Genomic DNA, 26,417 nt, shown 5'->3' with positions numbered 1-26,417 from the left:
ATGAGCTAATATACGTTGTATATAAAGTTTCTTACAAAAAAATACATCAATCCTGCCATAAAATCATTTTCCTTCACTTAATAAAAGGTACAACATCACAATGTTTTATTAATCCGGAGATCATAGCAAATACCGGGTTGTAACAATAGTAACTGAACGGTAGTTTTGCATATAAAAGATCAAATTACATTTAAAGGGAACTGATTTCCAGATTAAGGCTGGGGAAACATTGTTGAAAATACCGGTGAAATCGGGCAATACCATTGGGGCAGTATCCGTAAAAACGCCATCATTGGAGGGGAAGGGTCAAAAATGCTTCCCGTTATCTGATACGATAAAATGGGAAGGACGGATTCAACACGCTTCACCAGAGTTTATATAGGAAAAACTATTGCCGTAGCGTTATTCCAGGATATTTCAACCCCTATTTTTGAGTACCGTTAAATGCTAATAATACATGCCGGACCATTTTCCGTTTTACCTGAGCCTGATTATGGCTATTGTATTACTTATAACGCTGGATGAAGACATTATCCGCCGGTATTTGCAGTACCTTGACCTGGAAAGAGGAGAAGTTGCGGTTTGTGCAGCATGAATGTAAATGCCAATCAATGCAAGTGAAAGGAAATGTGATACAGTTGAGTTTCCGCTTTATCCTACAATCAGGGTGCTCATTCCGACATGAGTTAAATTCAGTGTCGAAAACATAAATTGATTTCGACACAAGAGGGGAATTATTTTCTATCTGTAAACGCTTCCAGCCTGTCAAAATGCAAACCAATTAATTGTATTTCTTCTTCAGCACAGTTACCTGTTCCTGCAGGTTACTAACAAGGGAAGCCAACTGGTTTACATCCCAGCGCTGCTGGCTGGCTACTTTAGCGATCACCATTTGAGCCTGCCATAATTCTAAAATATCTTCCGCATTTACCTGGTAAGGCTGGTAAGAAGGATTATCGCTTACCAGGGTAATTTTGCTTTTATTGCGGTTGTTTTTTTCAACGCGCTTATATACGATCCCTTCATTACGCGATATTACAATAAACGCATTGCTGCTTTTAGCATCATCAAGACTGTTTATTTTTTCGCCCACAATAACAGAACCGCTGGGTGTGGGTAGCATACTGTCTCCAATAATTTCAAAAGCACGGTAGTTACCTCCTGCCAGCATGGGCAACGTAAAAGTATTCAGCTCATCAATGAACTCTGTATCCGCATAACCCGCCAGGTAACCCGCAGCGGCCTTTACCGGCACAAAGTGGATAAGATTATTTTCCGACATCAGCTTCTGCTGCCTGCGTTTAACTAAGTAGTTACCCTTTACCTCACTCAAATCTTTTCGTAGCAAATCATCCAGGGTGAGCTTAAACATATCACCTAACTTCTCGAGTACATCAATGCGCGGATCAGCACGCTCCTCTTCGTAAGCGCCCACCAAAGAACGCTTAATGCCTAATTTATTAGCAAACTCTTCCTGCGTCCAGCCGCGCAGTTTGCGAAGGTATTTCAGGTTTTGCCCTGCAAGTGATTGTGCCATACTAATTATTTTAGTACACAATAATACTAATACTATTAGTTATAACAAAATATTTTTGCTAAAAATTTACAGATATTCTTAAAATCTTTTATAGAAATATCTTCAGACCATGCTACGCTTCTGTACATGTTCATTGAGAACGTCTTTGCACAAAAACCGGAACTGTGCCAAACGGGAGAAGTAAAGCGCACACCTTCCACCATTTCACCATTCACCTCTTTCACAATAACATAAAGAAATTGATTTTGCCTACCTGTCTGTTTATTTCACTGCAATTTGGGCAGCAACTAAATAATCATGATTTTTACAAAATAAACATACGCTTTTAAATGGCAATAGCTAAACGTAAGAAAAAAGAACCCATTATACTGGTTACCAACGATGATGGCGTAATGGCGCCGGGTATCCGTAATTTAGTGGAAGCGGTAAAAGGCCTGGGCAAAATAGTAGTAGTAGCGCCCGATAAGCCGCAATCGGGTATGGGACATGCCATTACCATTGGTTCACCACTCCGGCTGCAGCAGGTGCATTTAACGGAAGGAGCGGAAGCATGGAGTTGCAGCGGCACACCTGTAGATTGTGTAAAACTGGCTGTAGATAAAATATTAGGTCAGAAGCCGGATATATGCATCAGTGGCATCAACCACGGACCCAATCATTCCATTAACGTTATTTATTCCGGCACCATGAGTGCGGCTATAGAAGCTTCCATTGAAAGCATTCCTTCCATTGGCTTTTCGCTGCTCGATTACAGCATGGAAGCGGATTTTACAGCAGCCCGTAAATACGCCAGGATAATTGTGCAAGCCATCATGAAACGCAAAGCAGATAAGCATCTTTGCCTCAATGTAAATTTTCCCGCTATTGACGAAAGCTTAGTCAACGGTATAAAAGTATGCAGGCAGGCCTATGCCAAATATGAAGAGGATTTTGATGAAAGAAAAGACCCTGCCGGCAAAAAATACTACTGGCTTACCGGCGCATTTGTAAATTTTGATAAAGGAAAAGATACCGATGTGTGGGCCTTGTCGAATAACTATGTGAGCGTGGTGCCGGTACAATTTGACCTTACCAATTACGTTTTAAAAACCAAACTCGAAAAAACCTTTAAACAGTGATTTTTAAAAAAGATGACCTCGTGTTCGGACTGATCTTAGGATTTATAGGGCCTTTACTGAGCCTTATTATTTACTACTATGTTAAATTTTATCCTTTATACAGCATGGGTGAAATGTTTGATGCCTTTCATCAAAATAAAAGGCTGGTTACCGCCATCAGCATCCCCTGTCTGTTTTTGAATATCGTTATTTTTACCTTATATATCAATTCCCGTAAGGACCAAACGGCAAAAGGGATTTTTGCGGTAACCCTGGCATATGCTATTGCGGCTTTGTTGTTTAAGTTTTGGGGATAAGCAGTGAATGGTGAGTGGTGAGTGAGAAGGTGGTGAAACTTTTTTATAAAGATGGTTGCAGGATTTTCTTTTATTCCGCTTCAACGGAAAACAAAAAATGAAGTATTACATTATAGCAGGAGAGGCATCGGGCGATTTGCATGGCTCCAATCTTATTAAAGCATTGAAGCAACAGGATGCACAGGCCGATATTCGCTGCTGGGGCGGCGATATGATGGAGGCTGCCGGCGCTCACCTGGTAAAACATTACCGCGAGCTGGCCTTCATGGGATTTATTGAAGTGGTAAAAAACCTGCGCACTATCTTTCGGAATCTCTCTTTTTGTAAAAAAGATATTACCGGCTTTAAACCCAACGCCATCATTCTTATTGATTACCCCGGCTTTAATCTTCGTATTGCCCAATGGGCAAAAGCAAACGGGTTTAAAATTATTTACTATATTTCTCCGCAGGTTTGGGCCTGGAAGGAAAACAGGGTGCATGCTATTAAGAAATGTGTAGACAAGATGCTGGTGATCCTTCCCTTTGAAAAAGATTTTTACGAAAAATGGAACTACGAAGTAGAATATGTAGGACATCCGCTGGTGGAAGTAGTGGATGAATGGCAGGCACAACACCCTAATACAGTAAAAACGAACATCATTGCTCTGCTCCCCGGTAGCCGTAAACAGGAGATCCTGAAAAAACTACCCGTTATGCTTGAAGTGAGCAGACATTTTACCGGTTACGAATTTGTAGTAGCTATGGCGCCGGGATTAGATAAGGAATTTTACAACAACATGCTCCGCGGTTACAGCAATGTAAAGGCCGTGTCGGGAAAAACATACGATCTTTTAATGCGGGCAACGGCAGCGCTGGTAACCTCCGGTACGGCCACATTGGAAACGGCATTGTTTGGCGTACCCGAAGTAGTTTGTTATAAAGGCAGCGTTGTTTCTTATGAAATTGCCAAACGGGTTATTAAAATAAAATACATTTCATTAGTGAACCTTATCATGGATAAGCCCGTGGTAAAAGAGCTGATACAGCATGAACTTACGGTAAGCAATATTAAAAAAGAATTGCAGGAACTGCTTACCGGCAAGGAGCGTATTGAACAGTTGCGGGAAGATTACAGCGCGCTAAAAACATTACTCAGCCAGGGAGGCCATGCTTCCACCAATGCGGCAAAAGCCATCAGCAACTTTTTGCAAAACGGGTGATCATTACAATGATGGCAAAAAGAAAAAGCAAAATGGAAATGCGGTTGATGCCATGCATAAACTTTATCAATGAACCGGGTGCTTCATCCTTATCTTTCTTTTTGAGAAAGAGATACTGCGCTATTTGTTGCCATACCCCCATAACATTGCGTTTAATTTTGGACCACAAAGCTACATAAAATGGAAAGATTGAATTTTCGAACAAAAGCATGTCAATCTATCACTGCTTGTCAACTTCAGCATGACAAGTAATGCAGTTTTTGCATAGCTTTTTCTTTTTCGTTCACTTCGCTTTTCTTTCTGTAAACTGCAACCCTCATTATTCGTATTTTTGCCTGTTATGAAATACCAGTTAGGCGATACGGTTTTACTGCTTCATTCGGATGAGGAAGGACAGATCATTGATATCATCAATGAAAAAATGGTAATGGTAAATGTGAAAGGCGTTAAGTTTCCGGCGTACCTCGACCAGATTGATTTTCCTTATTTCAAAAGGTTTTCTCAAAAGAAAACAGATTTTAAAAAACCGAAACAATATGCTGAGGATATAAAAAAGGAAAAGAATAACGCGAAATACAAGGTAGGTGATGGCGTATGGCTTGCCCTGTTGCCTGTATTTGATAAAGATGTATTTGACGATGATATTGTGGAGCAATTCAAATTGTATCTTATTAACCAAACAGCAACTACTTTTTCTTTTACCTATGAGTTGTCGCTTGCCGGGAAAGCAGATTTCAAATTAAAAAATGAAGTGCTGCCACTGAGCGATTTTTACCTGCACGATGTGCCGTTTGAAAACCTGAACGATACACCAAAATTCTGGTTTGAATTTTCATTAACAAAGCCGGATAAAACCAAAGCAGAATACTATGAAACCTTTTTAAAGCTACGGGCTAAACAGGTGTTCCAGAAAATTGAAGAAATGAAACTGAAGCAGGAAGCCAGTTTTTCATACCCTTTATTTGAAAAATATCCCGATCGTATCATAGAAGAAAAACCCGACTTAGATAAACTATCGGCCGCCGGATATAAAATATACGAATCCGCAAAAACAAAAGCAGGTGCTCCTCCACGCACAGTAGTAGACCTGCATATTGAAAAGCTCACCGACCATTGGGAAAAAATGGGCAAGGCCGAAAAGTTAGACCTGCAGCTAAAAACTTTTGAGAAATACTACGATCTTGCCCTGCAGCATCACCAGTCTATGCTGATTGTTGTGCATGGGGTTGGCACCGGCAAACTGCGGGACGAGATTCATGCCCTGCTCCGCCATAAAAAAGAAGTAAAATCCTTTGTTAACCAATTTCACCCTTCTTTTGGCTACGGCGCTACCGAAATTTATTTTTAACCCGTCTGCAAAAACCGGTACCTGCCGTTAACCCGCTGATAAATGCGGTTTTATCTTTTAAATGTAAGTCCATATTTATTTTTTTCACATTAGAAGATAAGCGCAGTATGACCGCTCCCTCATCAAGCAAACGGCATGCCCGCTATTTCAAACCGGCAATAAGGTTTACCGGTGCTTCTTTCATCAAAGTCTTAAGCTTATTTTGCACGGTTTGCACAAACAGGGGCAGCGCGGAAAGATCAGTGCCCCATAAGCCGGCATCGCTTAATACCTGCTGTACCAGCCCTTCTGCCTCATATTTTTTCCATTGCTCAAAAAAGTAACCCGCTTTGTCATCATTAATGGGATAGGGTTTTCCATTCCTTTCACCCAGGTACCTGTCGCCTTCCTTTTTTACCACTTTCATAAACAGCAAATAAGCGGCAAAGCCCAAAGCAATATGCGGGGGAACTGAATTATGATCAGCAACATACTTTTTCAGCACCGGCACCACCCGCATCTTCATTTTAGAAGTATACTGCATGGTTATACTGATCCACTGGTGCCTGATATAAGGATTGCGGAACCTGTCTAACACCTGCAAACCAAACCGTTCGGCCTCCGCCGCATCTACTGTAGCGGGAATGGCGGGAGCAATCTCTTTGAGCATAACATCATGCACAAACTGTCCGAACGCCTGGTCTTCCATCGCATCTTTCACGGTATTAAGTCCTGACAAAAATGCCAGTCCGCAACTTAGCGTATGCGTTCCATTGAGTAACCGGAGTTTGAGCTCACGATACATTTCTATATCCGGCGCAATAACTACTCCGCTATCTGCAGATGCGAAAGACAACGTCTTTTTTACTTTGTCATCCCCTTCAATGGCCCATAAGCGGTACACTTCACACATAATGAGCAATTCATCGGTATAGCCCAGATCATCTTCAATTTTTTGTTTTACTTCAGCAGCCGGCTTTCCCGGCACAATACGGTCTACCAGTGAATTGCAAAAAGTATTATGCATTTTCAGCCATGCCATAAAACCGTCTTCCAGCTTATTATACCGGGCAAGGGTCACAATAATTTCGGCAAGGCGATCTCCATTACCAACAATTAATTCCGTTGGAATAATAACCATACCTCCATCTGCCTTGCCCCCACAGGCATTATACCTTTCATATAAAAAGGCCAAAAGTTTTGCAGGAAATGAAGCCGGCGGTTTCTGGCGAATATCCTCTTCCACCAATGTTATTCCAACCTCCGTGGTATTGGAAATAATGATCTGGAGTTGAGGGTTATGGGCGCAGTGTAAAATTTCATTCCACTGTTGTTGTGCCGATAATACCCGGCTTATGGCCGAACAAATACGGTTCTCTTCTGCTTTTTCTCCTTTATCTATGCCACGCACACATAAAGTATATAATCCATCCTGTGTATCAAAGGCATCGGCCCCACCGGTGTTGGTTGATTTTACCACTACTACCCTGCCGTTAAATATGCCTTGCCGGTTGGCTTTATCAATAAAATAATCCGGTAAGCCCCTTAGTAATACACCGGTGCCAAATTGCAATACCTTCTCCGGCAATTCAAACACATTGGCTTCCGGCTTTTGTACTGCGTTGCTTTTGATGACTGAAAGATTGCTTTTGTTTAATACCATATTAAAAAATTCGAAGAGTAAAAAATCCTAAATCCGAAGAAAGCCCCAGGAACCAAATAAAGTTCAAAGCACGAAATCTAAAATCCGAAAAGAAAGACCAGCCGGGTTGCAGGGTACAAGTTACAAGGTACAGGGTACACATTTCCACATTTTAAAATTCCCCACATACTCCTCCGTCTGATGCTTCTTTCATCGCGTACCGACTGCTCTCATTTTCAAATTTTCAAATTTTCAAATTCCCACATTCTCACACTTTCACATTCCCAAATTCTCAAATTACCTCACCTGCCCGTTACCCCTGATCACCCATTTTTCTGTTACTAATTTTTCCAGTGCAAAAGGTCCGCGGGCATGCAATTTTTGAGTAGATATGCCAATCTCGGCACCTAAACCAAATTCTTCCCCATCGGTAAACCGCGTGGAGGCATTATGGTAAACCGCGGCGGCATCCACTTCATGTAAAAAATATTCGGCCTGCTTTTTATCTTCCGTTACAATTGCTTCCGAATGTTTGGTGGAATACTCACGGATATGATTAACTGCTTCAACGGAATCCTTCACCACTTTAACGGCGCATTTCAAATCGAGGAACTCTCTTCCAAAATCGGCAGGTTGCGCTTTCCGGAGATAGGGGTATCCCTTCAGCATTTTGTAAGCAGCGGGATCAGCGAAAATTTCTACTTTATATTGTTCCAGTTCCGGCTGCAATTTTTGTAAAAAAGCAGGGGCGATAGACTGATCTACCAGTAACGCGTCCATGGCATTACATACCGATGGGCGGGACACTTTTGCATTTACCGTGATACGCACAGCTTTACTGATGTCTGCTTTCTTTTCCACATATACATGACACACGCCTGCTCCTGTTTCAATAACCGGCACCAGGCTGTTCTGACGCACATAACGGATAAGACCATCCGAACCGCGTGGTATCAGTACATCCACATACCGGGTGGCGGTAAACAACTCCTGTACGATTGCTCTTTCCGAAGAGAGTAAAGTTACTACAGCGCCGGGCAACCCGTTCTTTTTGAGTACCTGCTGTATGATACGCACGGCTGCACGGTTGGAATTTTCCGCCTCACTACTACCTTTGAGTACGCAGGCATTGCCACTGCGAATGCATAAAGCGGCAATATCAAATGTAACATTGGGTCTTGATTCATATATGGCGCCCACCACACCCAGAGGAACGGCTATTTTTTCAAGCAATAAACCATTCTTCAGTGTACGCTTCTCCAGAACTTTTCCCGATGGGTTAGGCAGCCGGCTTACCTTACGGATACTTTGCGCGATACTTTTTATCCTTTTTTCGTCTAATCTTAAGCGATCCGTACGCGGATTGCCGGGATCCTGTTTTACTACATCCGCATGGTTCGCTTTCAGCAGGGAACGCTGCTGCTTTTCGAGCTCATCTGCCAGCATCAGCAAAATCTTCTTCAACTGTTTATCGGCCATTGCCCGCAATTGGGGAGCCGCCCCGGAGGCTTTCTTTATTTGTGCAATTGTAGTACTCATCTGCTGCTATTAAAAAATCACAATGTCATCGGCGTGCGCCGCTATAATATTTTTATGTGCAATTTGTTTGCTGATCTCGGCCCCGCTGAGTTTTGCTTTGGCAACACCCACTATGGTTTCATCTTCATCAATGAGCTGAATAACCTCACCTGCAACAAAGTTACCCTTTACTTTTTTAACGCCTACGGTAAGCAAGCTCTTTCGCGCATGCAGGGCCTTTGATGCGCCTTTATCTACATATACGCCGCCAATAGTGATAGAACCGCTGGCCAGCCATTTCTGCCGGGCTTTGAGATTGGAGGCCTGGGTAATAAAGGTGGTGCCGCTTTTGCCCTGCAGCGCCGAAATTAAGGTATCCTTTCCGCTTAAACCACAGATGATCACGCTTATTCCCAGCGAAGCAGCCAGCTTAGTGGAAGTGAGCTTGGATAGCATGCCGCCCAATCCAAGACTGGACTTGGTTTTGGTTACATAGCCGAGTATGGTAGCGTCAATTTTTTGTACGGTGGGGATGATGTTTTTTTCAGCATCCATCAATCCGCCGGCTGAAGTGCAAAGGATCAGCGTATCGGCGTCAAAGCCAATGGCAATCAATGTTGCCAGTTCGTCATTATCGGAAAACTTGAGCTCAATATTGCTTACCAGGTCATTTTCATTTACCACCGGCAGAATATCGTTTTGCCAGAATTCGGCAAAGGTTTCTTTGAGCTGCAGGAATTGTTTGCGGTTGGAGAAATGATGTCTTTCGCACAAGGCCTGCGCCACCGTTATACCATATGCCGAAAAATACTTATGATACAATTGAATAAGCATAGGATTGCCCACAGCCGCCGCCGCCTTTCTTTCCGTTAATGTGCCCTTGTATTTCTTAAAAAATGATTTGCCGCTGCCCACCGCACCGCTGGATACCAGCACGATATTATATTCATTACTGAGCGTAGCAATTTGCCCGGCTATTTTTTTTATAACAAACTCATCTATCCTTCCTTCCTCATCTGTAATAACAGCCGTGCCTAACTTAATGACCAACACCTTTTTTAACATGAATGCAGCCCCCTTTTAGAATAGTTGCAAAAATACGGAGGAGAAGGAAGATTTAGCCATCCAAAATTTTTGTGTGGGGCAGAACAAAAATCAGGTAAATGGCTAAGCATTATCATATAACAATCAGGTAGAAAACCTGATTTTACATTTATTCCTGTCAGCATAAACAACCCATTATGGCGATAATAAGGTATGATTGTATTACCTGCAAAATTAAAAACTGCTCTATTTTAAAGGCATGTGATACGCCTACGCTTATTGCCATCAGTACTTTTAAAATAGCAAAGTCTTTAAACAAAGGGGAGAAGCTATTTTATGAAGGTGACCCTGTTCAGGGTATTTATTTTATTAAGCAAGGGTTTCTTAAGGTAGAGCTGAACGGAAAACAGGGTAGGCCGCTCATACTTCATATTGCCGGGCAGGGGGCAATTTTTGGGCATAGAACAAATTCATTTCATCCCTATCATGCCTGCACTGCAACCGCGGTAACCGATATCCAATACTGTTATATTCCGTTAGCGTTATTTGATGACATTGCTGAAAAGAACCCCGTACTTAAGCAACAGGTCATTAATCAGCTTCTTACTGAACTGGAACTCGCAGAAAAAAAATCCGTTAACCTGGCACATAAAACCGTTAGGGAAAAAATAGGAGAAGCTCTTTTAATACTAGCACGGGTGTATAACTACGAAGCAAAAAGGTGTCCTTTCCGCATACATTTCAGCCGCCAGGATATTGCCGATTTAACGGGTACCACCAAAGAACAGGTTTCTAAAACTTTAAACGATTTCGAAAAAGAAAACCTGGTAAAGTGTGTCGCTAAAAAAATTATTTACCTCGATACCGAAGCACTCAGAATGATCTCCGGCGCTAATCATTAACCCAATAGCCATCCCGCAGGGTAAAATAAACAATTCCGTTTCAAAAAAAATACGAAACCGTATTTACCGGCATATTTATCAGCCAGTTTCCATCTTAGTGCATTTTATCACCATTAGCTTTAGGCTGATATTACGCTGTTTTTACTACAAATTATTATTTATGGAAAATAATCAGCAACAGGAAAGAGAAAAAACCCCGTTTGGAAGAATGATAATGGATGATTATATGTTATTGCTTTTTTTAGGGGTAACCATCTACGCTATTTTTTACCTTTTGTGGGGTGTAATGGAACTTGCCAACCTGCCGGCTATCCCGGAGGAAATCAAAGAAGCCCTGATCAAATAAATTCTTTACCTAAAAACGCTACGTATGAGTTTATTCAGTCCGGCAGAAGGATGGTACGACAAAAAAGTATCCAAAGATGAAAAAATGTGGATGATTATTGCCCTTCTGCTTTGCATCATGCTTTTTGTGTGGATGATCATGTGGCACGTATACGGGAAACAGAATCCTTCCAACATTACTTACCGTACAAGCACGGCAGAGTTTTCGAAGCTCAGCGAAGCTTATACCAAACAAAATATGATAGGCGCAGACAACGGTATTCCGGTAGTAAGGCCCCAGCACAACAGCGATGTATTTGTGATGAGCGAAATGTGGCGATGGAGCCCGGTTCTGATCCTGCAAAAAGACCAGTCGTACAAGCTGCACATCTCATCGAAGGATGTGGTGCACGGGTTCTCCATACAACCGGTGAACATGAATTTTCAGGTATATCCCGGGTATGATTATGTACTTGAATTCAAGCCAACGGAGGCTGGTGAATACAAAGTAATATGCAATGAATTTTGCGGTATCGGGCATCACACCATGATCGGGAAAATTGTGGTGATAGAGAAGGAGGAGGACCTGAAATTATATGGCTACGAAAATCTCAAAAAAGCCCCTGAGCCATTAACGGAGAAAAAAAATAAACAATTATCGGAAACGGAAATGGCTTTACTGGGTGAGCAGGTATACACGCTGAAAGGCTGCGGCGCCTGCCATAAAACAGACGGCAGCAGCCAGGTAGCGCCGGCATGGAACGGGTTGTTCGGGAAAAGTGAAAAAGTAACAGAGAACGGCAGGGAAGCCAGTATTATGGTAGATGAAGCCTATATAAGGGAATCTATTAAAAAACCGCAACAAAAAATAACGGCTGGCTTTGAAAATACGCCTATGCCCGTATTCCCGGTAACGGATGAAGAGATTGAACAACTGATCGCCTACATCAAAACATTAAAAAACTAACCCTAAAACCTGATACCATGTTTCGTACTTGCGATATAACAGGGTTTAAAGTAGACCTGCAATCGGAAAAGCTTATCCGTTACAACGCGGTATTTGCCGTTATTTCTTTATTGCTTGCCGTTATAGCCGCCATATTACTGGTTTTTACCCGGTACCAGCCCGTACACCTGCTGGGTGCCGAATGGTATTACCGGCTGGTAACCTTTCACGGACTGAACGCGCTTATTTTCTGGATCATCTTTTTTGAAATCGCCGGTTTATATTTTGGTTCAACTGTAGTGCTCAATACCCGGTTTTGCGCACCACGGCTGGGCTGGATCGCTTTTGCGCTGATGGCGGCAGGACTGGTGCTGTCTAACATTATTATTTTAATGGGAAAAGCGGATGTGATGCTCACTTCCTATACCCCGCTTAAAGCGCACCCCCTGTATTATTTAGGTGTGATACTTTTTGCGGTAGGCGCCCTGCTTGCAGTTGTATTGTTCTTTGGCAACCTCATGATCGCCAGGAGGGAAAAAGCATACGGCGATACCATGCCGCTTTTTACCTACGGCTTAATGACGGCAGCCATCATCGCGGTTATTACATTAGCCTCCGGAGCGCTTATTTATATCCCTACTTTTTTATGGTCGCTGGGGCTGATAAACAATATTGACCCCGGTATGTACAAGCTGATCTGGTGGGGGCTGGGGCATTCCTCACAACAAATTAATGTGGCGGCAATGGTATCCATCTGGTATATGGTATCTTTTTTATCGGTTGGCGGCACGTCTATTAATGAAAGGGTATCGCGAACAGCCTTTGTGCTTTATATCCTTTTCATCTGCCTGGCATCTGCCCACCACCTGCTAACAGATCCGGGTGTAAGCAGTGCGTGGAAAGTTTGGAATACCAGCTATGCCATGTACCTGGCGGTGCTGGCTTCCATGATACACGCTTTTGCCGTACCCTCTTCGTTTGAGTCGGCGCAGCGAAGGTGGGGATACAACAAGGGGTTGTTCCAGTGGCTGTCTAAAGCGCCCTGGGGTAATCCTGCTTTTTCTTCCATTATACTGGCTATAATAGGCTTTGGATTTATTGGCGGCACCACAGGAGTTATTTTTGGAATGGAACAAACCAATATTATTGTACACAATACGATAGCCATTCCCGGCCATTTTAAAGGAACCGTGGTAATTGGTACTACCCTCACCTTTATGGGTATTACTTATTACCTGATACCGCTAATCTTCAGGAGAAAAATTGTAGGATTTAGATGGGCCAAATGGCAACCCTGGATGTTTTTTGCTGGAATAGCCCTGCTGTCTGTTTCAATGATCGTGCTCGGACAAATGGGTGTTCCGCGGCGGCACTGGGATAATACTTTCTCGGGGGGACCTTTTACTTATAATTTCAACCCGGCGGTTGATTTTTTCTGGGCGCTGATGATGCTGGGCGGCACGCTGGCATTCCTGTCTACACTAATATGGATACTGATTGTGGTAATTTCCGTTTTCTTTGGCCCAAAGGTAAACGGCCCGCAGGATATGCAACTCGCCATTTCACCACTGGCGCCGCAAACCAAAGCTCATAAAGGATTTGAAGCACCCGGCACACTGGTGCTTACCATTATATTTTTACTTGTTTTTCTGGCGCTCTTTTTTCTGAACTGGAAATGGCTTGCCGCAACATGGAACGTAAATTAAATACCATATCCGAAGATAAACCTGATGTTTAAAAATTGATACCGGGGCCCCCACCCCGGTATTATAACCCCGTTGATATGAAATATGCATTTGCATGGATACTGCCTGTATGGCTTTTATTAAGCGGGTTCAATTTTCCCAACGAAAAAAAATTCCTCGCGCAAAAAGCGGCTAATATTAAGGTGTTCGATGCCGCCGGCAACAGCTTCGAACTGTTTACACTACTGGGCAAAAAGCCGCTTATTATTTCGCCTGTGTACACGAATTGCCATTCGCTTTGCGGCGTAATCAGCAATGGCGTTCAAACGGCAATTACCGAACTGGGTAGTTTGGGAAAAGATTTTACAATAGTTAGTTTTTCTTTTGACAGCAGCGACAGGCAAATGAACCTGGCAGCCTATGAAAACAGGTGGAAGATGGACGGCGTAAACTGGAAAACCATTTCCGCATCCGTGGAAAACATACAACAGTTTATGTCGTCTATTGACTACCAATACGACTATGATCCGGTAACAAAGACATTCAACCACCCTTCTATACTTATTGTACTAACACCGGGAGGAAAGATATCAAGATACATCTACGGAATAAATCCCTCAAAAAAAGACATAAAGCTGGCCGTTATGGAAGCTATGGCAGAAAAAACAAGACCAGGTATCATCAAAGGCTTTTACCTGCGCTGCTTCGGATACGATCCTGTTTTAAAAACCTATAAAATGGACTGGCGGTTTATTATATCTACATCGGCAGGCTTACTGATGATCAGTCTTGTAAGCGGACTTTTTATAAAATCCTTTATTGTTTCAAAAAACCAGAATGGATAAACAAACTGATACCCGGAATATCATTAAAGCGCATACCCGTGGACACCAGTTATTTCAAAAATATGCTTCCTGGCCGGGAAAGCTGTATTCCACCGGCTTAAATCCCCTGTATCACCTGGGGAGTATAGCTATACTGCTTTTTTTTATTGCCTGCATTTCCGGCATTTATATTTTTATTTTTTACAACATCAATCCACGCCATGCCTGGGATTCGGTAGAAGCTATTTCCGCCAATATTTTTAACGGCTGGATAAGAAGCATCCACCGGTATTCATCAGATCTGCTGGTTATTTTTATATTGCTGCACCTGCTGCACACTTTAATAACATCGAAGTTTAAACGACTGGTTTCCTGGATCAGCGGCATTATTTCTTTTCTGATCGTTATCCTCATCGGGGTAACCGGTTATATATTAGTGTGGGATCAAAAAGCCAAGCTTACGGGCTATCTTACTGCCAGGCTGTTCTCCGGCCTACCCATTTTTGACCCTTCTATTGCCGGCGCTTTTTTATTAAACGACCTGACTACCGTAGGCGGCTTTTTCAAGGTGGCGCTGTTCGGGCATATTGTTTTTTCACTGATAACGGTTATTATTATCTGGATACACGTACTTCGGATATCAAAGCCCAAGATATTTCCCCCTAAAAAACTGATCATTTATTCAGCCATCGCTTTAGGCATTATATCGTTTTTATTTCCGGTGAAAAGCGATCCTCCCGCACAGGTATCCAACCTGCCGGTACATACTACCTTCGACTGGTATTATTATTTTGGCTATTACCTGATGAAGCTGTTCAGCGTTAATCAAAACTGGATCATTTTAATAGGTTCCGGGCTGCTGCTGTGCATCATACCTTATATCTTCAAACGAAAAAACAGGCCGCCCGTTTACATTGATCTTAACAAATGTGATGCCTGTAATCTTTGCTCTTATGATTGTCCGTATGAAGCTATAGACATGCTCATTAAAGACGGGGAAAGAAAAGCGATCCTCTCACCCGATAAATGCGTAGGCTGTGGCATCTGCATCGGCTCCTGTGCAGAACATGCCATTAGCCATCCGCAGTTTCCTGCGCTGGGATTGCACCCGCAGGACAAAGCCGATATTACGCTTTTCAGTTGCAGTTACTTTCCGGAACCCGAACTACCCGGGGAACTAAATATTGTACATTATAGCGTTCCCTGCATAGGCAGTGTGATGCCTAAGGATGTGCAGCAAATACTGGAAAACAACAGCCGGAAAGTTGCCTTCCTGAGTTGTGAAGACTGTTATTACCGCCTGGGAAAAACATGGGCCGTAAATAGATTCCTGCGAAAAAGGGCTCCTGCTTTTTCAAAAAAATATAACGCGTCTAAGCTGAAGTTGTTTACGCTAACTCAATACAGTAAGGAAAAGCTCCTTGCTTTTTTTGAAGGGAACGATGAAAACGGGAGTAAGCAAGGCCGGCTAAGCATTGCCGATCATGAAAAAAACAAGCCCATTCTTTCGGTATTGATCCTAACTGTTTTCTTCGCATTAATGATCCCGCTAAGCAGTACTGAAGTACGGTTCTTTAATCCGGCGGAAAAAACACTGATCGTAAATTTCAAATACATTTCCACGCCACAGGAATATGAGCGGGGCAGCTCCGCGGCCAAACATATGCAGGCCAGCAGCCCGGTTGTTAAAAAGAGAAGCCCGGTTGTTTTGAAAATATTTTCATCGCAGCGCCAGTCCCTGATTTATGAAAAGGAATATACACCAAGGGGAATCCGCCAGGATATTGCCCTGTTTATTTACACACAGTTAACCATTGAAGAAGATTATGTGGATATTGAGTTAACGGAAACAGCATTCCCTGAAAAACATTTCCGCCTGAACAAAGCAGCGTTAAAAAAGGGCGATGGAACTTTTATTGTATTTAAAGAAAATAAACTGGCAATAGCGGGAATAAACTGATTGTAAACAGAAATAAATACATTTGCGCTGTTTATTAAAGGAGAGATGCCAGAGTGGTTGAACGGGGCGGTCTCGAAAACCGTTGTACCTGCAAGGGTACCCAGGGTTCGAATCCCTGTCTCTCCGCAACTAATAAGGGCTTGCGTAAAAAGTAATATTTTGCCACGAAGTTGCTAAGACACGAAGAAAATAAAACCTGAAGATCAGGATTTTATGTATTTGAGTCTTAGTGGCATATCTGCTATACCAGCCCTTCCGAGACAGCCTCTTACTTATTGTAGCGAGACAGTGACTGGAACCTACCGGCATCTGCCCGTTTACTTAACAGGAATTAATAAGGTACGCTTCCCGGGAATATCTAAATTGGCAAAGAAAGAAGATTTAAACAAATTTGATTAACAGTTAGCTACTTCCCATCAGATTTGCGGATATCTTTCGCGTTAGCAAAAGTCGTCAAACAACTATCCAGCGGTTGACCTTGTTTATAAATGCAGTCGCAGAAAATTTCGCACGCCGCGGGATTTTTGCTGGAAGCACATTGATTTTTGCACTCAGCTTCTGAGTTTTGCGGCCCGATCTCATATAAATAGAAAGTGCCGATGATGATAAAGGCTAAGACTGCAAAGGAACTTCCAAAAAAAATGATCCTAATGCTTTTACCCAAGGGCTTTTTTAACACATAAGGATCTGTTTTGGGTTGCTTAAATGGCAAAAGATGTTTTAACCGGTTATAATCCCAAATTAGTAAAAACAAGCTTGCCAATACCATCATCGTAACGAGCCGGGTGCCTGCAAAGCGGGTAGCATAAGTCAGCACACAAATATTGATGATTATGGGAAAGTACATTAGTGCACCAAGAAGAGAAGTTCTTGGAATCAGCAATAATATAGCTGTTGTGATTTGAACAATTCCAATAAAGGTATAGTAATATCCAGTGAGTTGTAAAGCATCGAAGTAATGTCCTAAAGGATTGTTTGATGATAGTCCACTGGCGAACCGTTCACCCATAATTTTCACGTAGCCCGCGGGAAGAAAGCTGGCTGCTAATGCGATGCGGCAAAAAACAGCAAACCGTTTAAACCATTCATCGGCCTTTGCCTCATAGTATAGTTCTTCAAGCCTATTCATAAATGTATATTAAATGAAGTAAGACCGAATTATTTTGGTGTATTTACCTCAAACTTTCGAAATAACCAATAGTTCAATATTCTGATCCGGCTACAATTCATGATTTTTTGCGAATGATTAGTTTGCCGAGGAGATAATAAAGAACTAATGCGATGGCAGCCCAGTATAAAGCAAACCCGAAAACCAAAATTGGAGGTGCCGGATCCGGATCTGTAAATAATGGCGGCAAGGGGCCAATCAAAACAATTTTGATGGGGTATAAAATCGTAGATACGGTACTCTTCCAGGCTATCGGTGACTCAGCTCCCGGGAACCACTCGCCGTTTACAGGAAAGAGCCGGACTTCGGCACCCAACAGCGAATTGGTGATAAATTGAAAGGCAAATGCCGAAACGAGGAAGAAAATAACGAATTTTATCCTTGAAATCTGCATGTTATTGAGTTTTTGTAATCACTAAAAAGTACTTTGCGATTCAAAGTTAAGTAAAACTATATTGTATTTTAAAGTATTTTAAGAACGAACGGTGCCGGCAGCATTTACAGCCAGCGAAACTTTTGATGAAAAAAAACTTCTTACCAATGATTGCTGCACCAAGAGGCTAATAGCTATCTATGCTGTTTATACTTCTGTATCAGGATATTTAACCGCATGGCTTCTTTCGGAACCTTTTTCAGCGATCAATACCAGACTTATGGGGTATAATGCCGTACTTTGGCTCATCACACATACAGGGAAAAATAATTAAATTAATATGACTTTAAAATTGATTGGCACCACGTTCCTTATCGGAGTATTACTTGCTTCTTGCAATTCGGTAAAAAAAACCAGTTCAAATACAGATAGCCACACTTCCCAAAATTCACTCGACTGGCAGGGCGCCTATTATGGGGTTACGCCCTGTGCTTCATGCCCGGGAATTGAGACAGAGCTCACGCTAACAGGCGATCAAAACTATGTATTGACCCGTAAGTACATAGATAGAGCAGTAACAGATACGGTGAAAGGAAAATTTAACTGGAAAGGAAACCAGATCAAACTGAAAGGCATCAAAAGCGGGGACGCTCCCTCTATGTATAAAGTAGAAGAAGGTAAAATCAGGCAACTGGATATGAAAGGCGCCGGGATTACAGGGCAGTTGGCCAAGAATTATGTGCTAATAAAAAACGGAAACCTTAGTGTAGAAAATAAGAGATGGAAACTGATTGAATTATACGGCAAACCAATTAAAGGAACGCCTGAAGCTCACTACATTATTTTTCATGCTAAAGACGGAAAAATTGAAGCAAAAGCTAACTGCAATGTGATATTCAATAATTACAAAATCAGAAATCAATACCAGCTCATCATCACACCCGGCATTACTACCTTGATGGCCTGCCCCGACAATATAGAACAGGAATTAGTAAAGGTGCTTGCCGAAGCCGATAATTTAAGTGTAAACGAAACAAATTTATCCTTAAATAAAGCAAGAATGGCTCCTTTGGCCAGATTTGAGTTAGTGAAATAATGTAAAACTGCCTGCAATACCGGTTCTAATGTAAAGCGGGCAACTTCAAGTGGTAACGGGGTATAACAATTCCTTCTTTTGTAGCGATAAAAAAAAACGATCTGATATTAAGCTAAGCGTATTACATAATAGAAGAATCGGGAAATAGCCAGAATATTTAAGTTGCCGGCTGCCAGACGCGGTTTTTATCTATATTTGCCCCTGTACCGGAATACATCCCTCTATGACAGCGTTTAGTGATGAACAACTTTTTTTGTTGATAAAACAGGACAGTCGGTCAGCATTTGACGAATTATATAACCGGCATTGGTACACGCTGTTTAACATTGCTTACAAACGTCTTCGTTCTAAAGAGAACTGCAGCGATATAGTGCAGGATATTTTTACCGATTTATGGAATAAGCGTACACTGAAGCACATTGAAAATGTGGCGGCCTACCTGAGTACTGCTGTAAGATACAAGGTATATACTTTACTCTCTGAAGGAAAAGCAGGAATTAATTTTGTACAACCCTTCGAAAATCTGGTGAGTTCCACTACCGCTGACAGCAGTTTTAATGAAAAAGAAATAAAACACCTGCTGTTTTTATGGATGCAAACCCTTCCTGAAAAGCGGCGCGAAATTTTCCGGTTAAAATATTATGAAGGCGCTTCTACCCGGCAAATAAGCGAGCATCTCAATATATCACAGAAAACGGTACAGAACCAATTATTGCTGGCATTTCAGGATCTGAGGCTTCATATTGCGCATTACCTGGCAACCACCGGAACACTTATAGTTATTAATATAGATGTGCTGTGGCAGGGCTTTCTTTCTCTCATCTAAAATAAAGTGCAGCTTCCTTTGGGAGATTTTGTTTTTTTCCGGACTATACGGATACAAACCATCCGAATGTCTGGAAACAATAAAGCAAAATACCTGGAGCAACTGGCTAAAAAGGTGCTTACAGGAAAGGCCTCCGGCGAAGAAAAGCTTTTCCTGGAGGAATATTATAATGCTTTTGAAAAACATATAGATGCGCACAGCGAATTATCTGAAGCCGAAATAGTATTATTACAGCAATCCATCAGGAAAAATATTCAATCCCGCTTAGCGCATCACAGTGTGCCTGTGCGCCGTAGCATTTTCTCCCAATGGCGATGGGCAGCAGCAGCGGTAGTATTGGTATCAATAACCGCGGTATTATTTGTAAATAAGCAAAACACAAATACAGATACAGCGCAGACCCATGCGAAGCCTGCTGATATTTTGCCGGGTGGCAATAAAGCTACGCTTATACTCGATGATGGTTCTGTTATTTTGCTCGATGAAGCCAAAACGGGAACCCTGGCGCAGCAAGGCGGTATAGCTGTAAACAAAACAGGTGATGGCAAACTCATCTACTCGGTTGCAACACAAAACCAGGCTGAACTCCGGGTAAGTTATAATACTATCACCACGCCAAAAGGAGGACAGTACCAGGTACTGTTACCGGATGGCACAAAAGTGTGGTTGAACGCTGCCTCCTCTATTTATTTTCCTACCAGCTTTAAAGAAAAGCAACGTACTGTTTCTATAACAGGGGAAGTATATTTTGAAGTAGCGCATAACGCCCAGCAACCATTTGTAGTAGCTGCAGGTAAAACCCGTGTGGAGGTTTTAGGCACCCATTTCAATATAATGGCGTACGGCAATGAAGATGTGGCTAAAACAACCCTTATAGAAGGTTCGGTAAAAGTAACGGATGAAGGCAGAATAGCTAAGTTACACCCCGGTGAACAATTGCAGTTGAACGAAAAAGAATTTAAAGTAGTGCGGCAGGCAGATATAGAAGCTGAGCTTGCGTGGAAAAATGGTTTATTCTTTTTCAAAGATGCGGGGATAGAAACAGTAATGAAACAGGCGGAAAGGTGGTATAATATCACGGTAAAATATGAGGGCAAAATTCCAGAAAAGCAATTTAACGGAAAAATTCCCCGCAATGTGAACCTTTCCGAGCTAATGGAAATACTGAGTTTTTATGATGATATGAAATGTACTATTGATGGAAATACCGTTACCATTAAAAAGTAAAACAGGCAACCAAACTAATTTGATAATCAAAAAAACATACATAAATGATGGAGTAAACAAAGAAACAAAGAAATGCTTAAAAACCGGGAAGTGATGGGAGTCACCCCCCGGCATAAGGAATTGCAAACACATAGTGATTTTAACCCCTTACATTTTCATTTAACAATTGCAAAAGTATGATTTCTAAACTAAAAGGGAAGCATGCGGCAAGGCCGTGGTATTCCTGTATTGTTCTTGCTATGAAACTAACTGTTATACTGCTGGTTGCTGCTGTTTTGCAGGTAAGTGCAAAGAGCTATAGCCAGCAACTGACTATTAATGAAAAAGATATAACCGTAACCCATCTGTTACAGTTAATTGAAAAGCAAACCAGCTATCATTTTTTATATGATAACCTGCAACTGAAGGATATCAGAATAAAAAACATAGCGGTAAGCAATGCCAGCGTGGAACAGGTGCTGAACATGAGCTTTAAAGGACTGCCCCTGAGTTATAAAATTGTGCGCAAAACCATTGTAGTAAAACGTAACGCGGAAATTGCCGCGCCAGTATTAACCGTTGGTACAGAACCCTTGTCGCAAAATATTATAATTAGCGGGCTGGTAATGAATCCTGAGGGAGAGCCTTTGGAAAATGTGAGTGTTGTTGTAAAAGGCAATGCGGGAGGAACTACTACCGGTGCCAATGGTACTTTTTCTATTGCGGTGCCCAACGAAAAAGCCGTTTTGGTTTTTTCTTATGTAGGATATGATGACCAGGAAATAGTGGTAGGCGATCAAAAAACCATCAACCTGGTGTTGAATCCTGCAGCAGGCTCGTTGGAAGATGTGGTAGTTGTTGCTTACGGAAAGCAGAAAAAAATTACAGTTACGGGTGCCATTTCATCCATTCAAACAAAAGAAATAAAACAAAGTCCGGCGGCTAATCTGGCAGTAACACTTGCCGGAAGATTGCCGGGGTTAACGGCATTGCAGCGAAGCGGGGAACCAGGCCGCGATCAAACAGCTTTGTTTTTAAGGGGAACAGGAACACTGAATGGAACAGCACCTATTATACTGGTAGATGGTGTAGAACGTGAAATGACGTATATCGATCCGAATGAGGTAGAAAATGTTACGATATTAAAAGATGCGTCTTCTACAGCACTTTTTGGAGTGAGGGGCGCCAATGGAGTAATATTGGTTACTACCAAACGTGGCGTAAGTGGCAAGCCATCTATTGGGTTTACGTATGAGTACGGCCTTCAGGGATTTACCCGCTCCCCCACCATGGTAAATTCATACGATTGGGCAAGATTGAAAAATGAAGCATGGGCTAATGATAATCCAAATGTAGACCCCAATGATCCGGTTAATCAACCTCCTTATTCCGAATATGCGCTGGATAGGTTTATGTTCCAGGAATACCCGGAGGCCTACGCTAACACAAATTGGCAGGAAATGCTGTTTAATGATTATGTGGCACAAAAACGCTATAACCTCAATTTATCGGGTGGCAGTGAATACGTACAGTATTTTGTAAACGTAGGTTTTCTGGACCAGGGTGGCCAATGGAAAATTGATCCCGGTGTAAAAGACTATGATCCATCGGGCTTTTTAAAACGTTATAATTTCCGGTCTAACATTGATGCCAAACTAAACAAAGCAGGTACGCTGAGTACGTTTTTAAATGCAGCAGGCTATTTCGAAAAAGTGAATTCCCCCAATGCCAACACAGATGAAATTTTCAGAAGAACGTATGCATTTTTCCCGGTAGTATTACCCGGGCCGCTTACTCCTAATGGAGAAGTATTAATTGGGGCAGGTAACTACAATGAGTCGCCCTGGGCAATGATCAACCGGAGCGGCTACCGGCAGGAAACAAGGAATAACATCACGGCTTCCTGGGGATTAAAACAAGATTTTGGCTTTTTGACCGAAGGACTTTCTGCCAAATTCATGGCATCCTTCGATACAAGGACCATCTACTCATTAACTGCAGGCAAAAATTATCAGCGCTGGATACAGATCATAGATCCCAATACGCCCAATCATGAAGGCATGGATAGTGTACAGTATACAAGGGTGTTATTGGATGCCGAAAATACGCCACTTAATATAGGAAGCGGTTCCAACTTTCAATCTTTTTTTAATTTTCAATTCTCTGCTGATTATCATAGGGTATTTAAACAAAAACATGCTTTTACCGGAATGTTATTAGCACAGGATGAAACGCGGGTGTTGCCCAATGACCGCCTGCCTTACAACCTTAGAGGAATAGCTTTTAGAGCATCCTATGGTTATGACAACAGGTATTTTGTAGAATTCAATGCAGGCTATAACGGCTCCGAACAATTTATAAAAGGGAAACGGTATGGTCTTTTCCCAACAATATCCGGAGGTTGGGTAATATCAAATGAAAAATTCCTCAATGAGAGTGACCTGATTTCATTATTGAAAATCCGCGCATCATACGGTAAGGTAGGGAGCGACAGGCTGGGATCCAGGAGATTCCTGTATATGGACGATATACAACGTGTTGCCGGCGGTGGCTTTAGTTCTTCTTTAGGAAGAGGCGGCACTATTGCGGAAAATTATATCGGCAATCCCAACATTCAGTGGGAAGTGGCTAAAAAAGCGAATATCGGTTTTGAGTTAGGCCTCTTTAATGAGCTCACTTTAACAGTTGACGTATTTAAGGAACGGCGGAATAATATTTTAATCAACAGGCAAAACATTCCTATGGTATATGGAATTCAAACATCGCGCCTCGGACCGGTAAATATGGGAATTGTAGAAAATAAAGGGTATGAAATTGAATTAAATTACAGGAAGGCGATCAATAAAGACTTGTCTGTGCTTTCAAAACTCAATTTCAATTTCGCCAGAAACAAAGTGCTGTTCTCCGATGAGCTTCAATACCCAGGGGATTATGCATACCAGTACCGGCAGACAGGATATCGCCTGGGGCAGGTGTTTGGTTATAAACTCAGTGGTGGTTATTATTCCAGCTACGATGAAATTGCAGCCGAAGGCCTGAATTATGTGGGCTTTACCGTTAAACCCGGTGACTTTAAATATGCTGACATCAACAACGATAAAATAATTGATGAGCGTGACCAGGTTCCCATTGGATATTCAGCTATACCGGAATATACATTTGGCGGAGCCTTCAGCATTACGTATAAAAATTTTGATGTTTCCTTTCTGCTGCAGGGTAATGTAAATGTTTCTCAACCTCTCTCTGGTTATGGCACCACAGGTATTTCTGATTTCAGGCAGCGCCATCTTCATGCATGGACAGCAGAAAGAGCGGCAAAGGGTGAGAAAATTCTATATCCGCGCCTCAGCCTGGGTGGTAGCGTTAGTGAGCAGGATTTCAACGAGTTTTTTATTGAGGATCGCAGCTTCATACGCTTAAAGAACGCTGAAATTGGTTACAGACTGCCCACTAAACTGGTGCGTAAAATTGGCAGTAACGAAGTGAGGATTTATGCAAACGGTTTTAACTTAATTACCTGGGATAAAATGAGAACCAAAGATTTTGATCCCGAAGTAAATAACTCACTCAGTTATCCTGTATACCAGGTATTTAATACAGGTGTGAATATTACATTTTGATAATCTCTTTAGACAAAAAATATGAAGCATTTAATTCTAAATATATTGTTGCTTGCTGCACTGATAACAAGCAGTTGCAAAAAAGACCCGCTGGATATTATGCCGGACGGAAGGCTTACATTAGACCAGGTTTTTGAAGATGAAATGATGGCTTCGGAATACCTGAATACCATTTATGGTAATATGAATCACTATGGAACGGCGTATGATTACTGGACAATGCTGGCCGGTTATTCTGACGAAGCGCATGACAACGACTTTCCCCAGGATATGGGACGTGCGCCTTCCCGCTGGTACAACGGAGAACTAAGACCCAACTGGAACCCGATGGATATTCCGGGGTCGGTAGGCAGTACCGATCCTGCGTCTAATGGACATTACTACAGAAAAAACTGGCAGGGAATCAGACAGACGAATATATTCCTGGCAAATATTGATAAAACAGTGTATGCAAATCCTGCCACCAAAGCCCGCTTAATTGCTGAAGCAAAAGTGTTGCGTGCATTTTTTTACCTTGAACTGATTAAAATGTATGGCGGTATGCCTGTGGTGGACAAACCCTTTACGGAAGATTTTAAATTTGAGTCATTATCCAGGCAATCGTTTACAGCGTGCGTGGATTTTATAAAGCTCAATTGCGATGAAGCCATTGGAGAATCTAATTTTCCTGTGCGTATTGTTACCGAACCCGAAAGAGGACGATTTACAAAAGCGGTTGCACACTCCATTCGCTCCCAGGCGTTATTGTTCAGCGCAAGCCCCTTATGGAATCCGGAAGGCGATGAAAGCAGGTGGGCATTGGCTGCCGAAGATGCAAAGCAGTCGCTGGAGGCGCTTACCGGTGCAGGTTATCAACTGTATCCCGAATACGAGGCTTATTTTTATGGAAGGTCGGATCTTAGCCCCAACCCCGGTGACAGGGAAACCATTTATGAAATTAAACCCTACCGGGCCCATGAGTTCAGTCATCTCATGTTCAGAATGCATGCCATTCCAACCCTGGGTGGCGATAAAGCGGGTGTAAGCCCTTCGCAGGAACTGGTAGATGCTTATGATATGGCAAATGGTGAAGTTCCCATACTGGGATATACCGATGAAGACCGGTTGCATCCTATCATCAATACGGCTTCCGGATATGATGAAGCAAATCCATACCTTAACCGCGATCCGAGATTCTACGCAACGGTTTGGTATAATAATGCTTTTTATGGAGAAATTAACGGACAGCCGTATCGTATTCAATCCTACATGGGTGGCGCTGATGGGATTTCTAACATTTCGCAGCGCACAAAAAACGGGTACTATTTAAGAAAATTCCGTAACCCGGCGCAGCTTGATCCCAATACAGGCACTGCGCTATTTAAGAAGTACCGCCTGGGTGAAATCTATCTCAATTATGCGGAAGCTGCGAATGAGGCCTACGGTCCAATTGCTGAAGTATACAATGCAGTAAACACCATTCGTAATCGTGTACACATGCCTGGTTTGCCCGAAGGGTTAACCAAAGAACAAATGCGTGAGCGAATCAGGAGAGAACGCAGGGTAGAACTGGCATTTGAAGAATACAGGATATGGGATGTAAGACGCTGGGAAATATTGAGCCAGACAGATAAGCTCACCACCGGCATGGAGTGGACAAAAGTTGGAGAGGATGATTTTGTGGGTAAAAGAATTGTAGCGGGAAGAAGAAAAAGCTGGACGGATAATCACCTGATCATCCCTATTCCGCTAACGGAATTGATTTTGATGCCGCTGTGGGAACAAAACCCGGGGTGGTAAAAGAAAAGCGTATTGATTTTAATTA

24 protein-coding genes and 1 tRNA gene are annotated in these 26,417 nt (G+C 42.3%); 18 read left to right on the top strand and 7 right to left on the bottom strand.

Annotated features, from left to right (window positions below):
* Positions 1 to 457: 457 nt before the first annotated feature.
* Positions 458 to 595 (top strand): hypothetical protein, encoded by a 138-nt coding sequence (locus VL121_RS16495; RefSeq protein WP_325407354.1) that lies wholly within the window; start codon positions 458 to 460, stop codon positions 593 to 595.
* Positions 596 to 781: 186 nt separating this feature from the next.
* Here the strand turns inward: VL121_RS16495 and VL121_RS16490 are convergent, their stop codons facing one another.
* A complete protein-coding gene (locus VL121_RS16490; protein WP_325407352.1) occupies positions 782 to 1,537 on the bottom strand; it encodes an XRE family transcriptional regulator in 756 nt (251 codons plus the stop codon).
* Between the two features lie 329 nt (positions 1,538 to 1,866).
* On the opposite strand from VL121_RS16490, the gene surE reads away from it, so the two are divergent.
* The 3 genes from surE (at position 1,867) to lpxB (ending at position 4,152) form a co-directional block, all read left to right on the top strand.
* A complete protein-coding gene (gene surE / locus VL121_RS16485; RefSeq protein ID WP_325407350.1) occupies positions 1,867 to 2,655 on the top strand; it encodes a 5'/3'-nucleotidase SurE in 789 nt (262 codons plus the stop codon).
* On the top strand, positions 2,652 to 2,951 hold the full coding sequence (locus tag VL121_RS16480; protein WP_325407348.1) for a hypothetical protein: 300 nt from the start codon (positions 2,652 to 2,654) through the stop codon (positions 2,949 to 2,951). The genes surE and VL121_RS16480 overlap by 4 nt, the downstream gene beginning before the upstream one ends.
* 97 nt (positions 2,952 to 3,048) lie before the next feature.
* Positions 3,049 to 4,152 (top strand): lipid-A-disaccharide synthase, encoded by a 1,104-nt coding sequence (lpxB, locus tag VL121_RS16475; protein WP_325407346.1) that lies wholly within the window; start codon positions 3,049 to 3,051, stop codon positions 4,150 to 4,152.
* Here lpxB and VL121_RS16470 read toward each other — a convergent pair.
* Positions 4,127 to 4,294 carry a DUF6728 family protein gene (locus tag VL121_RS16470; protein ID WP_325407341.1) on the bottom strand — a complete coding sequence of 56 codons (168 nt, stop codon included), beginning with the start codon at positions 4,292 to 4,294 and terminating at the stop codon, positions 4,127 to 4,129. The two genes, lpxB and VL121_RS16470, sit on opposite strands and share 26 nt — an antisense overlap.
* Before the next feature lie 198 nt (positions 4,295 to 4,492).
* On the opposite strand from VL121_RS16470, the gene VL121_RS16465 reads away from it, so the two are divergent.
* Positions 4,493 to 5,500: a Smr/MutS family protein gene (locus VL121_RS16465; protein ID WP_325407339.1), complete on the top strand. Its 1,008-nt coding sequence runs from the start codon at positions 4,493 to 4,495 to the stop codon at positions 5,498 to 5,500.
* A gap of 142 nt (positions 5,501 to 5,642) precedes the next feature.
* Here the strand turns inward: VL121_RS16465 and VL121_RS16460 are convergent, their stop codons facing one another.
* The 3 genes from VL121_RS16460 to proB all read right to left on the bottom strand — a co-directional run bounded on the left by VL121_RS16460 (position 5,643) and on the right by proB (position 9,704).
* A complete protein-coding gene (locus tag VL121_RS16460) occupies positions 5,643 to 7,142 on the bottom strand; it encodes a tagaturonate reductase (RefSeq protein WP_325407337.1) in 1,500 nt (499 codons plus the stop codon).
* A gap of 276 nt (positions 7,143 to 7,418) precedes the next feature.
* On the bottom strand, positions 7,419 to 8,660 hold the full coding sequence (locus tag VL121_RS16455) for a glutamate-5-semialdehyde dehydrogenase (RefSeq protein WP_325407335.1): 1,242 nt from the start codon (positions 8,658 to 8,660) through the stop codon (positions 7,419 to 7,421).
* A gap of 9 nt (positions 8,661 to 8,669) precedes the next feature.
* Positions 8,670 to 9,704 carry a glutamate 5-kinase gene (gene proB / locus VL121_RS16450; RefSeq protein ID WP_325407333.1) on the bottom strand — a complete coding sequence of 345 codons (1,035 nt, stop codon included), beginning with the start codon at positions 9,702 to 9,704 and terminating at the stop codon, positions 8,670 to 8,672.
* Positions 9,705 to 9,880: 176 nt separating this feature from the next.
* Between proB and VL121_RS16445 the strand changes: the two genes are divergently transcribed.
* The 7 genes from VL121_RS16445 to VL121_RS16415 all read left to right on the top strand — a co-directional run bounded on the left by VL121_RS16445 (position 9,881) and on the right by VL121_RS16415 (position 16,450).
* Positions 9,881 to 10,585, top strand: a complete 705-nt coding sequence (locus tag VL121_RS16445; protein ID WP_325407331.1) for a Crp/Fnr family transcriptional regulator — start codon at positions 9,881 to 9,883, stop codon at positions 10,583 to 10,585.
* A gap of 160 nt (positions 10,586 to 10,745) precedes the next feature.
* Positions 10,746 to 10,931 carry a hypothetical protein gene (locus VL121_RS16440; RefSeq protein ID WP_325407329.1) on the top strand — a complete coding sequence of 62 codons (186 nt, stop codon included), beginning with the start codon at positions 10,746 to 10,748 and terminating at the stop codon, positions 10,929 to 10,931.
* A gap of 24 nt (positions 10,932 to 10,955) precedes the next feature.
* Positions 10,956 to 11,876 (top strand): c-type cytochrome, encoded by a 921-nt coding sequence (locus VL121_RS16435; protein WP_325407327.1) that lies wholly within the window; start codon positions 10,956 to 10,958, stop codon positions 11,874 to 11,876.
* 17 nt (positions 11,877 to 11,893) lie between these two features.
* Positions 11,894 to 13,561: a cbb3-type cytochrome c oxidase subunit I gene (locus VL121_RS16430; RefSeq protein WP_325407325.1), complete on the top strand. Its 1,668-nt coding sequence runs from the start codon at positions 11,894 to 11,896 to the stop codon at positions 13,559 to 13,561.
* A 77-nt stretch (positions 13,562 to 13,638) separates the two neighbouring features.
* Positions 13,639 to 14,385, top strand: coding sequence for an SCO family protein (locus tag VL121_RS16425; RefSeq protein ID WP_325407323.1), 747 nt, complete (start codon positions 13,639 to 13,641; stop codon positions 14,383 to 14,385).
* Positions 14,378 to 16,324, top strand: a complete 1,947-nt coding sequence (locus tag VL121_RS16420) for a cytochrome b N-terminal domain-containing protein (protein ID WP_325407321.1) — start codon at positions 14,378 to 14,380, stop codon at positions 16,322 to 16,324. Before VL121_RS16425 ends, VL121_RS16420 begins: the two co-directional genes overlap by 8 nt.
* 39 nt (positions 16,325 to 16,363) lie before the next feature.
* Positions 16,364 to 16,450, top strand: a tRNA-Ser gene (locus VL121_RS16415).
* A gap of 280 nt (positions 16,451 to 16,730) precedes the next feature.
* On the opposite strand, the gene VL121_RS16410 is transcribed toward VL121_RS16415, so the two are convergent.
* Positions 16,731 to 17,453: a hypothetical protein gene (locus tag VL121_RS16410; protein ID WP_325407319.1), complete on the bottom strand. Its 723-nt coding sequence runs from the start codon at positions 17,451 to 17,453 to the stop codon at positions 16,731 to 16,733.
* A 97-nt stretch (positions 17,454 to 17,550) separates the two neighbouring features.
* On the bottom strand, positions 17,551 to 17,886 hold the full coding sequence (locus tag VL121_RS16405) for a hypothetical protein (protein WP_325407317.1): 336 nt from the start codon (positions 17,884 to 17,886) through the stop codon (positions 17,551 to 17,553).
* 91 nt (positions 17,887 to 17,977) lie between these two features.
* On the opposite strand from VL121_RS16405, the gene VL121_RS21735 reads away from it, so the two are divergent.
* The 6 genes from VL121_RS21735 to VL121_RS16380 all read left to right on the top strand — a co-directional run bounded on the left by VL121_RS21735 (position 17,978) and on the right by VL121_RS16380 (position 26,392).
* On the top strand, positions 17,978 to 18,199 hold the full coding sequence (locus VL121_RS21735; protein WP_414635428.1) for an urea transporter: 222 nt from the start codon (positions 17,978 to 17,980) through the stop codon (positions 18,197 to 18,199).
* A gap of 6 nt (positions 18,200 to 18,205) precedes the next feature.
* Positions 18,206 to 18,961, top strand: a complete 756-nt coding sequence (locus tag VL121_RS16400) for a copper resistance protein NlpE N-terminal domain-containing protein (RefSeq protein ID WP_325407315.1) — start codon at positions 18,206 to 18,208, stop codon at positions 18,959 to 18,961.
* Between the two features lie 223 nt (positions 18,962 to 19,184).
* Positions 19,185 to 19,787: an RNA polymerase sigma factor gene (locus tag VL121_RS16395; RefSeq protein WP_325407313.1), complete on the top strand. Its 603-nt coding sequence runs from the start codon at positions 19,185 to 19,187 to the stop codon at positions 19,785 to 19,787.
* Positions 19,788 to 19,853: 66 nt separating this feature from the next.
* Positions 19,854 to 21,014: a FecR family protein gene (locus VL121_RS16390; RefSeq protein WP_325407311.1), complete on the top strand. Its 1,161-nt coding sequence runs from the start codon at positions 19,854 to 19,856 to the stop codon at positions 21,012 to 21,014.
* A gap of 176 nt (positions 21,015 to 21,190) precedes the next feature.
* Positions 21,191 to 24,613, top strand: a complete 3,423-nt coding sequence (locus VL121_RS16385) for a TonB-dependent receptor (protein WP_325407309.1) — start codon at positions 21,191 to 21,193, stop codon at positions 24,611 to 24,613.
* A gap of 21 nt (positions 24,614 to 24,634) precedes the next feature.
* Positions 24,635 to 26,392, top strand: a complete 1,758-nt coding sequence (locus tag VL121_RS16380) for a RagB/SusD family nutrient uptake outer membrane protein (protein ID WP_325407307.1) — start codon at positions 24,635 to 24,637, stop codon at positions 26,390 to 26,392.
* Positions 26,393 to 26,417: the final 25 nt, after the last annotated feature.

The organism is Agriterribacter sp. (assembly GCF_035497235.1).
In the GTDB taxonomy this organism is placed as follows: domain Bacteria; phylum Bacteroidota; class Bacteroidia; order Chitinophagales; family Chitinophagaceae; genus Agriterribacter.
The sequence above is the reverse complement of the archived record's forward strand: the minus strand, read 5'-3'. Positions and strand labels throughout refer to the sequence as shown.

Bases quoted from the DNA above. Each gene is read 5' to 3' on its own strand.
- VL121_RS16495 (WP_325407354.1), top strand. From the start codon at position 458: ATGCCGGACCATTTTCCGTTTTACCTGAGCCTGATTATGGCTATTGTA.
- VL121_RS16490 (WP_325407352.1), bottom strand. From the start codon at position 1,537: ATGGCACAATCACTTGCAGGGCAAAACCTGAAATACCTTCGCAAACTG.
- surE (WP_325407350.1), top strand. From the start codon at position 1,867: ATGGCAATAGCTAAACGTAAGAAAAAAGAACCCATTATACTGGTTACC.
- lpxB (WP_325407346.1), top strand. From the start codon at position 3,049: ATGAAGTATTACATTATAGCAGGAGAGGCATCGGGCGATTTGCATGGC.
- VL121_RS16470 (WP_325407341.1), bottom strand. From the start codon at position 4,294: ATGGGGGTATGGCAACAAATAGCGCAGTATCTCTTTCTCAAAAAGAAA.
- VL121_RS16465 (WP_325407339.1), top strand. From the start codon at position 4,493: ATGAAATACCAGTTAGGCGATACGGTTTTACTGCTTCATTCGGATGAG.
- VL121_RS16460 (WP_325407337.1), bottom strand. From the start codon at position 7,142: ATGGTATTAAACAAAAGCAATCTTTCAGTCATCAAAAGCAACGCAGTA.
- VL121_RS16455 (WP_325407335.1), bottom strand. From the start codon at position 8,660: ATGAGTACTACAATTGCACAAATAAAGAAAGCCTCCGGGGCGGCTCCC.
- proB (WP_325407333.1), bottom strand. From the start codon at position 9,704: ATGTTAAAAAAGGTGTTGGTCATTAAGTTAGGCACGGCTGTTATTACA.
- VL121_RS16445 (WP_325407331.1), top strand. From the start codon at position 9,881: ATGGCGATAATAAGGTATGATTGTATTACCTGCAAAATTAAAAACTGC.
- VL121_RS16440 (WP_325407329.1), top strand. From the start codon at position 10,746: ATGGAAAATAATCAGCAACAGGAAAGAGAAAAAACCCCGTTTGGAAGA.
- VL121_RS16435 (WP_325407327.1), top strand. From the start codon at position 10,956: ATGAGTTTATTCAGTCCGGCAGAAGGATGGTACGACAAAAAAGTATCC.
- VL121_RS16430 (WP_325407325.1), top strand. From the start codon at position 11,894: ATGTTTCGTACTTGCGATATAACAGGGTTTAAAGTAGACCTGCAATCG.
- VL121_RS16425 (WP_325407323.1), top strand. From the start codon at position 13,639: ATGAAATATGCATTTGCATGGATACTGCCTGTATGGCTTTTATTAAGC.
- VL121_RS16420 (WP_325407321.1), top strand. From the start codon at position 14,378: ATGGATAAACAAACTGATACCCGGAATATCATTAAAGCGCATACCCGT.
- VL121_RS16410 (WP_325407319.1), bottom strand. From the start codon at position 17,453: ATGAATAGGCTTGAAGAACTATACTATGAGGCAAAGGCCGATGAATGG.
- VL121_RS16405 (WP_325407317.1), bottom strand. From the start codon at position 17,886: ATGCAGATTTCAAGGATAAAATTCGTTATTTTCTTCCTCGTTTCGGCA.
- VL121_RS16400 (WP_325407315.1), top strand. From the start codon at position 18,206: ATGACTTTAAAATTGATTGGCACCACGTTCCTTATCGGAGTATTACTT.
- VL121_RS16395 (WP_325407313.1), top strand. From the start codon at position 19,185: ATGACAGCGTTTAGTGATGAACAACTTTTTTTGTTGATAAAACAGGAC.
- VL121_RS16390 (WP_325407311.1), top strand. From the start codon at position 19,854: ATGTCTGGAAACAATAAAGCAAAATACCTGGAGCAACTGGCTAAAAAG.
- VL121_RS16385 (WP_325407309.1), top strand. From the start codon at position 21,191: ATGATTTCTAAACTAAAAGGGAAGCATGCGGCAAGGCCGTGGTATTCC.
- VL121_RS16380 (WP_325407307.1), top strand. From the start codon at position 24,635: ATGAAGCATTTAATTCTAAATATATTGTTGCTTGCTGCACTGATAACA.